Source organism: Erythrobacter sp. S57(2025) (assembly GCF_057365055.1).
Window position 1 is genome coordinate 1,176,093 of record NZ_CP200299.1, and the last position, 11,762, is coordinate 1,187,854.

Annotated in this window: 10 protein-coding genes; 1 reads left to right on the plus strand and 9 read right to left on the minus strand. The window is 58.4% G+C overall.

Annotated elements, in window-relative coordinates; all coding sequences use genetic code 11:
- Positions 1-453 (plus strand): universal stress protein, encoded by a 453-nt coding sequence (locus tag AC0V6N_RS05675; protein WP_486170616.1) that lies wholly within the window; start codon positions 1-3, stop codon positions 451-453.
- 3 nt (positions 454-456) lie between these two features.
- Here AC0V6N_RS05675 and rnr read toward each other — a convergent pair whose 3' ends face one another.
- The 9 genes from rnr to radA all read right to left on the minus strand — a co-directional run bounded on the left by rnr (position 457) and on the right by radA (position 11,749).
- Positions 457-2,799, minus strand: a complete 2,343-nt coding sequence (gene rnr, locus AC0V6N_RS05680) for a ribonuclease R (RefSeq protein ID WP_486170617.1) — start codon at positions 2,797-2,799, stop codon at positions 457-459.
- Between the two features lie 39 nt (positions 2,800-2,838).
- Complete coding sequence (locus AC0V6N_RS05685) at positions 2,839-4,305, minus strand: M28 family peptidase (RefSeq protein ID WP_486170618.1); 1,467 nt, start codon at positions 4,303-4,305, stop codon at positions 2,839-2,841.
- A 48-nt stretch (positions 4,306-4,353) separates the two neighbouring features.
- Positions 4,354-5,898 (minus strand): proline--tRNA ligase, encoded by a 1,545-nt coding sequence (proS, locus tag AC0V6N_RS05690; RefSeq protein WP_486170619.1) that lies wholly within the window; start codon positions 5,896-5,898, stop codon positions 4,354-4,356.
- A gap of 49 nt (positions 5,899-5,947) precedes the next feature.
- Entirely contained in the window at positions 5,948-6,526 is a 579-nt protein-coding gene (gene phaR / locus AC0V6N_RS05695) for a polyhydroxyalkanoate synthesis repressor PhaR (protein WP_486170620.1), read from the minus strand.
- 91 nt (positions 6,527-6,617) lie between these two features.
- Entirely contained in the window at positions 6,618-7,664 is a 1,047-nt protein-coding gene (gene alr, locus AC0V6N_RS05700; RefSeq protein ID WP_486170621.1) for an alanine racemase, read from the minus strand.
- Between the two features lie 26 nt (positions 7,665-7,690).
- The gene (locus AC0V6N_RS05705) at positions 7,691-9,340 is read right to left on the minus strand and encodes an MFS transporter (RefSeq protein WP_486170622.1); all 1,650 of its coding nucleotides are present in this window, start codon (positions 9,338-9,340) and stop codon (positions 7,691-7,693) included.
- 60 nt (positions 9,341-9,400) lie between these two features.
- Positions 9,401-9,847, minus strand: coding sequence for an iron-sulfur cluster assembly scaffold protein (locus tag AC0V6N_RS05710; RefSeq protein ID WP_486170623.1), 447 nt, complete (start codon positions 9,845-9,847; stop codon positions 9,401-9,403).
- A complete protein-coding gene (locus tag AC0V6N_RS05715; protein WP_486170624.1) occupies positions 9,847-10,368 on the minus strand; it encodes a CvpA family protein in 522 nt (173 codons plus the stop codon). Before AC0V6N_RS05715 ends, AC0V6N_RS05710 begins: the two co-directional genes overlap by 1 nt.
- 13 nt (positions 10,369-10,381) lie before the next feature.
- On the minus strand, positions 10,382-11,749 hold the full coding sequence (gene radA, locus AC0V6N_RS05720; protein WP_486170625.1) for a DNA repair protein RadA: 1,368 nt from the start codon (positions 11,747-11,749) through the stop codon (positions 10,382-10,384).
- Between the last annotated feature and the right edge of the window lie 13 nt (positions 11,750-11,762).

Genomic DNA, 11,762 nt, shown 5'->3' on the forward strand with positions numbered 1-11,762 from the left:
ATGCGCACATTTCTGGTGATCATCGACGAAAGCGACGAAGCGCGCGCAGCTCTGCGCTATGCCGCGAGGCGGGCCGTTCAGGTCGATGGCGCGGTGCATTTGCTGGCATTGGTGGCGCAGCAAAACTTCAGCGCATTTGGCGGGGTGCAAGCGACCATCGAGCAAGAGGCGCATGACCGCGCCGAAGTGCTTGCCCACGGTGTTGCAGGCAATTTGCTGGCGGAAAGCGGGATCATGCCCACTATCTCAGTCGCGATTGGCAATGGCCAAAAGATCGTGAGCGAATTTCTCGAAAGCCACAAGGAAGTCGCCGCACTCGTCCTTGGCGCGGCTAGCGATGGCAATCCGGGTCCGTTGGTGACGCACTTTGCTGCGCATGCAGGCGCGCTACCCTGCCCGCTTTACGTTGTCCCGACTGGCTATGACGAAACGAGCAGCGACCACGAGGCCTAATGGCTATTTGCGCCGTCCCTGATGGCGGATATTGCCCGGACGCCCACGTTTCCCGACTTTGAACTTGCCCGCTTTCTTGGGCGGACCGCCTCGGGTTCTGGCACCGGCCCTATCACCGGCCTTGCGATAGCGATCATCCGGGCGCTTGCCCCGCGTTTCAATCGCATTGCCATCCGCATCCACCGGCACGAATTTGAGAGCGCCTGTGAGAGCATTGGATTCGGCGAGTTTGAGTTTCAACCGGTCACCCGCTGAATAGGTTTTGCCGGAGCTTTCCCCGATTAGCGATTGCGCGGCCACATCATGGCGGAAATATTCATCGCCAAGGGTCGAGATTGGGACGAGGCCGTCACCGCCCAACCCCTCAATCGTAGCGAAGAAGCCAAAGCCTTGTACGCCGGTAATGCGCGTGTCGAACACTTCGCCCACCCGGCCTGAGAGCCATGCAGCGACATAGCGGTCGATCGTATCGCGCTCTGCCTCCATCGCGCGGCGTTCGGTCTGGCTTATCTGGTCGGCGATTTCCTGCATGCTCGCCCGGTCTTTGTCAGAAAGGCCGGTTTGATCGGGCAGCGCAGCGTCAGGTGCAGGCTGTTCAAGCTTGTATGCCTCCACCAAGGAACGGTGCACCAATAAGTCAGCATAGCGGCGAATGGGCGACGTGAAATGCGCGTAGGAACCCAGTGCCAAGCCAAAATGCCCACCATTGGCAGGGCCATAATAGGCCTGCATCTGACTGCGTAGCACGGCTTCCATTATCTGTGCTTTATCAGCGTCTTCCTCGATCTCCTTGAGCATCGCATTGAACAGGCCCGGCTTGATCACCTGGCCTAGTGCGAGCTTTTGCCCCAGCGTTGCCATATAATCGCGCAGAGCGATCAGCTTCTCCCGGCTCGGCGTTTCATGAACGCGGTAGACAACAGGCGCGTTTTTCTTTTCGAGCGCCATCGCCGCTGCGACGTTCGCCGCGATCATGAAGTCTTCGACCACCCGGTGAGCATCCAAACGTTCACGCACAGCGATCTCGGCAATCTGACCATCATCGCCCAGCATTACCCGGCGCTCTGGCAGTTCCAAGTCGAGCGGATCACGAGCTGCCCGTGCCTTGGCAAGCGCGGCCCACGCGTCCCATAGATTTGTAAGATACTCAGGCGCATCGCCTGCATCCACGCTCGCCTGCGCATCTTCATAGGCGATATTGTGATGGATGCGCACCAGCGCTCTGGTGAACCGGAAGTTCGAGATTCTGCCGTCCGCATCAATGTGCAGATGACACGCCATCGCCGCGCGGTCCTCATCCTCGCGCAAGGAGCACACGTCAGCCGAGAGAATTTCGGGCAACATCGGCACAACGCGGTCCGGGAAGTAGACCGAATTGCCGCGCTTTCTTGCTTCTTTGTCGAGCGCTGAGCCGGGGCGGACATAGAAGCTGACATCGGCAATGGCGACCAGCGCGTTAAAGCCGCCTTTTCCATCGGGCTCAGCCCAGATCGCGTCGTCATGATCGCGCGCATCAGCGGGGTCGATGGCCACAATGGGGAGCGCGCGCAGGTCTTCGCGTTTCTTTTGTGAAAGGCGCAATTCCGCCGCGCGTTCGGCTTCGGCGTGTACGTTGTCGGGGAAGACATGCGGGATGCCGTGTTTCGCAATCGCGATCAGGCTGAAGCTTTTGGGTGCTAGCGGATCGCCCACCACTTCGATGACTTTGACCCCAGCGCGTTCAGAGCGGCCAACCGGCTCGGCCAGAACCAATTGCCCCTCTTCCGCGCCATTGAGGTCGGCGATATGCGATGCGCGCCGGATGCGTTTGTCGACTGGGGCAAGCCATGGTTTGCCAGAGCCATCCAGCTCCACCACGCCCATCATCCCTTCGGTGCGCGCGGGCAGCTTCTTCATCGGATGCCCGATCCACCCGGCCTCGGTTTCTTCTGTGCGAGTAAGCACCCGGTCGCCGCGTTTAAGGGCCGGGCCACGCGCGCTTGATCGCGGGCCACCGCGCGTCTTCATTTCACGCAAAGTGATCCGGGGTGGTGCTTCAGGCGCATCAGGCGACCAATTGTCAGGGATCGCGATGGGTTCGCCATCTTCGATCTCGATCACGCGCAGTACAGTGACTTTCGGCACCCCGCCCATGCGGTGATACGCGGTCTTCTTGCCGTCGATCAGGCCCTCTTCTGCCATGTCCTTCAGCAGCTTTTTGAGCGCGATTTTCTCCTGACCCTTAAGGCCAAATGCCTTGGCAATCTCGCGCTTGCCAGCGGGGCCTTCTGAGGTCTGGATGAATTCAAGAACCTGCTTCTTGTTGGGCAAGCCGATGGGTCGATTGTGGTGGGAGCGTTTCGCCATATGCTCGCGCCCCTACAGCGTCACCTGGAAGGAGGAAAGCTATTCCTCCGTCGCGGCCTCAGGCTGCTGCACAGGTTCAAACGCGCCGCCGGGCACCGCGCTAGAGATGGGTGAGCATGCACCGGAGTGATGGCAAGCCCGAACGCCGAATATCCAGTCATCACCGCGAACACCGGGCAATGTGACCACGAAGGTACCGTTGCGGATCAGAGTTTGCGGCTCATCAAAGATCACCTTGCCATTCAACGTGTAAGACCGATCACGATCTGGGCCGCGGCTAGATGGCACATGCGTAAGCGTAACTGCGGGTGTGTCGGGCCACTCAGCCGAGGTAGTGCCCCGCAAAAAGACTTGGTAGTCAAAAGTCCCGTCAACGGGTTCCCATGACAGCTCTGTGTAGGTCTTTACGATCCCATCAGCTTCCACTTTGGGTGGCATCGGCGCTGTAGCCAGAGCATTGAGAGCGCGCACATTCAGCACGCTGGCGCGCGTGAGATAGGTCCAATCGAGCTCATCCACCGTGTCGCCATATGCGACACCATTTTCGGTGCGCAGGTCCTGATGTTGGTGATCGTAGTCTTCGACAGACACCGTGACGCGCACCGCTGGATAGCCCCGATCAAGGAAAGGGATCTGGTCGCCGCCCCGGCCCATGCGATCGGTGCGCCAAATCTGGCGGACTTGCATGCCTTCTGGGTAATCAGCCGCAATACCCGCAAGCCAACGTGAAAGGTTGCGACCGGGTGAATCGTTCTCACCTCCAAACCGACGCTGTTGTGCGCGCAGGGCTGGCGTGGAATCGGCGCGCAACCCTTCTGAGAAAACGCGCACATAGTCCGGCTCACAATAGCCATCTGACCCGCAGGAATTGCCGATCATATCGTTATTGAGCACGGCCTTGACCGTCATTCCCTGCTCGCCAACCCAATCGGCAAGGATACCCGCGCCATACAAGCCCTGCTCCTCGCCGGTCAGAAGCGCATAGATAATCGTTGATGGGTATTCACGCTGGGAGAGAATGCGCGCGGCTTCCAGCACCATAACGCTGCCAGAACCATCATCATTTGCACCCGGCGCATCGTCAGTGCCATTCAGCGGATCGGTGACGCGGCTGTCGTAATGCGCTTGGACGATGATGACTTCGTTGGGTCGCTCCGTCCCGCGTTGGATGGCGACAGCATTGCGCACCAGAGTGTCGGTGGGGATGCGGCGGCCATTAGCTTCGACAACCCGTTCAACCGATTGGACTTCCAAGCAGTCATCGCAGGCTGCGCTCATCCGGCCAAACTCGTCGAGCGCCCAGTTCACGGCAGCGCCTACGCCGCGCGTCGGGTGGGTTTGCGATGACAAAGTGTGCCGCGTGCCAAAGCTGACAATTGTGTCCATATCCGCTCTAAGGCGCTCTTCGGAAACTTCGGTGCCGGGATCGGCTGCGGGTTCGGAATGGTTCTCCGCAGCGAGCGGGGATGAAATCAGAGCGGCGAGCAGTGTGAAGCGTTTGATCATGGGAAGCAGGTGTTGCAGCCCCTGCCCCCAAAGATCAATAGGCCAAAATCAATAAGCGCGCGCAACCAAAATCCGCTGCGTTGCAGTCTCTCCAGTAAACACGCATTCGCCATCCGCTGGCTCGCCATCGCGCGGCACATTGCGGAAGGTTAGCTTTTCGGCCTTGAGCTTCTCAACCACTTCTTCCAGCGCAGCGCCGATGGGCTTGGCCCATTGGACCTCGACCCAGCCCGGATACTTACCGCCCTTACGGAAGAAATTCACCACATCGTGCCAATGGGTGAGGCCGCGCGTGATGTTCGCATCGCGGCGAGCGCGCGCTTCTTCGAAGAGAGCGGTTTGAATGTCTTCGAGCAATTGCGGCGCGCTGTCAGTGAATTCGTCGCGCTGGATGAAGTTCATCGCAGGTTTGCCATTGACCGCGTTCCACAATTGGTCGCGGCGCAGCATGGCGACTTTGCCGTTCTCCATATCGCGCGGGCCGACTTCGATGATGATAGGCGCGCCTTTGCGCACCCAGTCCCAGCGTTTGGCGGTTGCCTTGCCCGGAGTCTTGTCGAGCAATACGCGGACCTTCTCACCCACGGCGGATAGGCCTTTGAGATTGCCAAGCAATTCCTCGCAATAGGTCAGGACGCCTTCGTCTTCAGGCTTGTCGCGCAGCATCGGCAGGATGACGATTTGATGCGGAGCTATGCGTGGGGGCACGCGCAAGCCATCATCATCGCCATGCGTCATGATGACGCCGCCAATCATGCGGGTAGAGACGCCCCAGCTGGTGGTATGCGCATATTGCTGCACGCCTTCCTTATCCTGAAACTGAATGCCTGCCGCCTCAGCAAAGCTGGTGCCGAGATAATGCGAAGTGCCCGCCTGAAGCGCTTTGCCATCCTGCATCATCGCCTCGATCGACCATGTCTCATCCGCGCCGGGGAAACGCTCATTCTCGGGCTTTTCGCCAGCAATTACAGGCAGAGCGAGGTCTTCTTCCGCACACGCCCGGTACATCTCAAGCGCGCGGTGCGTTTCTGCTAGAGCATCTTCGCTATTGGCATGGGCGGTGTGCCCTTCCTGCCAAAGGAATTCACTGGTGCGCAGGAACATCCGCGTGCGCATTTCCCAACGCACTACGTTTGCCCATTGGTTTAGCAATAGCGGCAAATCGCGCCAGCTCTGCACCCAGCGCGCCATCGCATCGCCGATAATGGTTTCAGAGGTCGGGCGAACGACCAACGGTTCTTCGAGTTTTGCTTCGGGATCGGGAACTAATCCGCCCTTCCCATCCGCGATCAGACGGTGATGCGTGACGACCGCCATTTCCTTTGCAAAGCCATCGACATGGTCGGCTTCGCGTTCGAAGTTGGCGAGCGGGATGAAGAGCGGGAAGTAAGTGTTCTGAACGCCTGCTTCCTTGATCCGGTCGTCAAGCAATCGTTGCACGCGTTCCCAGATGCCATAGCCCCACGGCTTGATCACCATGCACCCGCGCACGCCCGATTCCTCGGCCATGTCAGCGGCTGAAATGACTTCCTGATACCATTTGGCAAAGTCGTCTTCGCGCTTGACGTTCAGCGCGTGGCGGATGTTGGACACGTGGGAATTCCTGCTGTGAGCTTTGTAATCTGAGGCGTGCGAACTGCCGCTATTTGCCCAGTTCGTCCAGCTTCTTTTGCATCATCGCCATCTGTTCACGCAAAGCGGCGATTTCGTCTTCAGAATTGTCTTTGGGTGGAGCCTTCTTTTTCGAAGCCCCGCCCACTGCGCCCGGGATTAGAGTTTCAGCCGCTGCGCGCATCATCGCCATGTTGGTTTCATGGATCGCGGCCAATGGGTTTTTGGCCATGCCTTGCTCAAACGCTTCGCGGATTTTGCCCTGATTTTCGCGAAAGTTGGTCATGCTGGCTTCGAGGTAGGATGGCATCATAGACTGCATGGAATTGCCATACATTCCAATAAGTTGGCGGAGAAAACTGACGGGAAGCATCTGGCCGCCATTGGCCTCCTCATCCATTATTATCTGCGTCAGGATCGAGTGCGTAATGTCATCGCCAGACTTGGCATCGAACACCACAAAGTCCACATTCTCACGCACCATCTTGGCCAAGTCTTCCAGCGTAATGTAGCTGGAAGAGGCAGTGTTATAGAGACGCCTATTGGCGTATTTCTTGATGACGATAGTGTCGTCTGACACGCCCATTTTGTCGTTTGTCTTGCTAGCCATGTTTGCGCCCCAAATAGCTTTTAGTCGTGTATCTTAGCATCTGCACAATGTGCAGTGCAATATACGCAGACAGATATCTTCGCAGATGCACCTAACGTGCGAAGCGGTGGCCGATTGTGGTGAGCAATTCGTATTGCGACAGGCCGCTTTTGCGCGAGACCTCTGGCAGGTCGAAGGGGACGGTCAACCAGTCGCCTTCTTTTAGATCGGGCGCGCTGGATAGATCAACGACCACCATATCCATCGACACTTTGCCAAGCATGCGGAGCGAACGCTTTCCATGCATCAGTGCCGTGCCGTGCCCTCGCGCCCGCAAAAATCCATCTGCATAACCGAGCGAGACGGTCGCGACCTTCATGGGCTCTGCAGCAACAAACTCGCCATTGTACCCCACCGCATCGCCCGCATTTAGAGTACGTGTCTGGATGATTGCGGCCTCAATATGCGCAACCTGACGGATCGCTTCGGTAAGCTCAGCACGCGGCACTCCGCCAAACAGCGCTAACCCCGGTCGGGTGAGATCGAAGCCGTATTCACCGCCAAGCGCGATGCCCGCACTGTTCGCCAAACTCGCGGTGCGGTGCGTGATGGTGGGCAAGCAATCGCGAAAGGCGACCAATTGTGCAGCGTTGCTCGCGTTATCCTCATCTGCGCTCGCCAAATGGCTCATCACCACATCGACACTGAGCGCTTGCACGGCGGGATCGGACAATTGTGCTGGAGCGATCCCCAAACGGTTGATCCCGGTGTCGATCATCAGGTGGCAGGTACCCCCGCCCCCTTCTGTCCAGCGGCGTGCCTGTTCGATGGAGTTGATCACTGGCACCGCCCCTGACGCTTTGGCGTAAGCAACGTCCTCGGCGTGCATGGGCCCATGGAGCACGGCGATCTGATCGGGGCGGATATGTGGCAATAGCGCGGCAACCTCCCCCCAATGCGCGACAAAGAAATGCTCTGCGCCTGCATCGCGTAAAGTCGGCACACAGGCATCCACGCCCAGCCCATAGCAATTGGCCTTCACCGCCGCGCCCGCTTTGGCCGCGCCTGACATCGCATCAAGCGCGCGCCAATTGTGCGCCAGCGCTTCAGCGTCAATTGTCAGCCGCAGGCTGGATGGTGGAAGGGGTGTGGTGGTCATGCGTTTGGTTCAGCAGCGCGGCATGATCAGCCTGCCTCGTCTTCAAAGTCCTTTGGCGGACCGCCGGAGAGGCCCCACCATGCAACCACGACACCAAAGGCGACCACGCCCCAAGTGTACCACAGGCCCGAATAGACGTTGCCCGTGCTCGCCACGATGATCCCAGAGATCAGTGGCAGGAACCCGCCGAGATAGCCGGCACCGATGTGGTAAGGAATGGACATGGAGGAATAGCGGATTTTTGGTGGGAACATCTCAGAAAGCAGCGCCGCGACCGATCCATAGGTCAGCGCCGAAAGCCCGCCCAAAGCCATCAATGCGGCAATGATGCCGAGGATGCTCGCGAATGGTGGAATCTGGCGAGAGAAATCGAAGCCACTATCGGTCAGCGCAGCTTGTAAGCCTTCGGTGCGCGCCGTGTTGTTTTCCATCCAATCATCGCCGACCGCAACCGGCTGTCCGCCGACGCTGATGGCCAAATTCTCGCCTTCGACAACGGTGTAGGCAACGCCGCTTGCAGTGAGCGAGCCCAAAACCTTACCGCAATCGGTCTGTTCACGGTCAAACAGTTCGGCAAATGGATCGGTGACGCATTGCTGGCCAGTCACCACCACCGGATTTTGCTCAGCAGCATCTGCCAGGCCCGGATTGGCAAGGCTCCCCATGAACCAGAAGATCGGGAACAGCGTTACCAGTGTCAGCAGCGCGCCAATGATGATCGGCTTTTTGCGACCCACTTTGTCGGACCATTTGCCCACCAATAAGTAGAAACCCATAGAGAGACCGCCCGCAATCAGCAGGATGATCTCCACCGTCAATTCGTCCAATCGCATATCCCCTTTGAGGAACGACAGGCTTGAGAAAAAGGCGGTGTACCAGATGGTCGTCAGGATACCCGCGACGCCAAACAGAGCGACAAAGATACGCTTTGGATTGCCGGGATAGGTAAAGCTTTCGATGAAGGGATTGCCGGAGGTTTCGCCCGCTTCCTTCATCGCTTTAAACACGGGGCTTTCGGACAGTTTGAACCGCATCCAAAGTGAGATTGCCAGTAGCAGGATCGACAGCAGGAACGGCACGCGCCAGCCCCATTCGTTAAAGTCATCCTCAGGAATAATCGAACGGCACAACAGCACGACGATGATTGACAGGACAAAGCCGCCAACAACGCTTGCCTGGATAAAGCTGGTGTAGAACCCGCGTTTGTCGGGCGGCGCATGTTCAGCAACATAGATCGCAGCCCCACCATATTCACCGCCAAGGGCAAGACCCTGAAGCACGCGCAATATGATAACGATGATCGGCGCGATCACACCGATCTGATCGACGGTGGGAATAAAGCCCACGCCAGCGGTCGCGATCCCCATCAAGGTGACCGTCACAAGAAAAGTGTATTTGCGCCCCAAACGGTCGCCAAGGAAGCCAAACAGGATCGCGCCAATCGGACGGAAAGCAAAACCAACCGCGAATGTCGACCAGACCAGCAATAGGCCAAGCGTGGGGTCATCAACGTCGTAAAATGCGTCTTTCAGAATGTAGGCCAGCGTTCCGTAGATGAAGAAATCGTACCATTCGAAAATCGTGCCTGCGCTGGATGCGCCGACGACCAGCCTGATTTCCCCCGCAGTGGGCTCACGATCCGCGAGTGCCGCTGCTTCTGTGCCTGTTGCTGCCATATTTCCCCGTGTCCCGTATGCGCCCGCATTGATCCGGGCCGCTTTATTGATTTGCGAGGTCTAACCGGTGATTGTGGGCGTGGAAAGCGCCTTAACCGCAGCTCTCCACGGCAAGAGCAATGCCTCGTGCCGTCCAGCATGTGGCAATGCCGGTTCTAGCGCGTCAAAACCGGGCCAATCGGGCAAGGCCGATGCTTCGCCAAGCCAGCTTTCTATGGCGTCTAACGCCGCGTATATCTGAGTAGGAGACTTTCCGAAGATCTCTTGCGCCAGAAGTGCAGCCGAGCTTTGGCCTACTGCGCATGCGGAGACCTGCATTCCGATGCGGCTGATCGCGCCTGCTTCTTCGAGGTCTAGGCCGATCACAATAGTGCTACCACAGGTCCGCGATCGCAATTCCGATTTGAACGGGAGCTGCTCGCGCAGCGGGTATTCAGCGAGCGAGGCCGACAGGGCTAGAAGACGCGGAGAGTAGAGCTTAGGCGAGGATGCTGGCCTTTGCGCCATCAACCGCCTTCCTCCTCTTCACCGAGCACATCGGCGCGGCGTTCGGAAATCATGCTCACCAACTCGCGCGAGAATGCATCAGCCGCAGGATAAGAGCGCGCCTGTGTGATCCAGTCCGGACGGCCCTTGTATCCCCATACCGTGTCAAACCCGAGCACGAGGACGCTAAAGGCGAATATCACGATCAAAGCCCCCTTCACCGCGCCAAAGCCAAAGCCCAGCACCCGGTCAATTGGGCCAAGGATCGAATTGCGCGATGCTTCGCCGACATTGCCCGCAATCACTTTCATCGCGGCATATGGGATTAGCAACAAGAGCACGAAGGACAGGATCGCAGTTGCAGGATCAGCGTCGTAATAATCGCGCAGGAAATCCGTCAGCGTTCCATGGAGGTAATAGACCGAGAACGCGGCAAGGATCCAAGCAGCAAGGCTTAACACCTCCTGCACCAGACCTCTAAGGAACCCCCCAATCGCTGCCACGGCAACGATGATCAGCACAATAATATCAAACCCCGTCATAATGTCTGAGGGGTTATTGACTGCCCATCACTTGGTCAACGAGGTTCGCAAGACCATTCACTGCATGGTAATCCATCGTCGATGAGCCGGTCTTGGTATCCGATGGACCGTATCCTTTGGCAAAACCCAGCTTGGCTGCTTCACGCAAACGCAGCTCTCCATGCGCAACGGGGCGCACTTCACCTGCGAGCGAAATCTCACCGAACCATGCGGATTTTTCGGGAAGCGGCTTGTCAGCAAGCGCCGATATCAATGCAGCAGCAACGGCCAGGTCTGCGGCGGGATCGGACAGGCGATATCCGCCGGCGATGTTGAGATATACCTCCGCTGAGGAGAAATTGAGGCCACAGCGGGATTCGAGCACCGCCAGCAACATGGCAAGGCGCCCATTATCCCAGCCAACAACAGCACGGCGCGGGGTCGCCCCCGATTGCAGCCGCACGATCAGCGCCTGTATTTCAACGAGAACGGGCCTCGTTCCCTCTAATGCTGGAAAGACAGAGCTGCCCGCCAGCGGATCATCGCGGCCCGATAGGAACAGCATGGAGGGGTTGGAGACTTCTTCCAGCCCTTCGCTCTCCATCGAGAAAACGCCGATCTCATCGACCGCGCCGAACCGGTTTTTGAGCGCGCGCAGGATGCGATATTGATGGCTGCGCTCGCCTTCAAAACTCATGACCACATCGACCATGTGTTCAAGCACGCGGGGCCCGGCGATATTGCCGTCCTTGGTTACATGGCCGACCAGCACCAGCGCGCAGCCCGATGCCTTGGCATAACGGATCAGCTCGAGCGCACAGCCACGCACTTGGCTTACCGTGCCCGGCGCGCCTTCGATTGTGTCGGAATGCATCGTCTGGATCGAGTCGATCACCAACAATGCGGGTGGCTCGCCCTGCCCCAATGTCGTCAAAATATCGCGCACCGACGTATCGGAGGCGAGCCTGATCGGGGCATCGGCAACGCCCAAACGTTTCGCGCGAAGGCGCACTTGGCCAGCGGCTTCCTCCCCGCTCACATAAACCACATCATTGCCTCCGCGCGCGACTGTGGCTGCGGTTTGGAGGAGCAAGGTGGATTTCCCAATTCCCGGATCGCCGCCCATCAGGATCGCAGAACCCGGCACGATCCCTCCGCCTAGCGCCCGGTCAAATTCCGCTGCACCCGTGGACTTGCGCACAGGAAGCGCGACCGGCTTGTTCAGTGGCACAAATTCAAGCGCCCGCCCGCCGCTCGACAAGTCATGCTTTTGTGAAAACACCGTCGCAGGTGCGTCTTCGGTTAGTGTGTTCCACTCCCCACAATCGCCGCACTGCCCCTGCCAACGCGGGCTAACCGCGCCGCAATTCGCGCAAACAAATCGCTTTTTTGCTTTTGCCATAGTGGGGAACTAG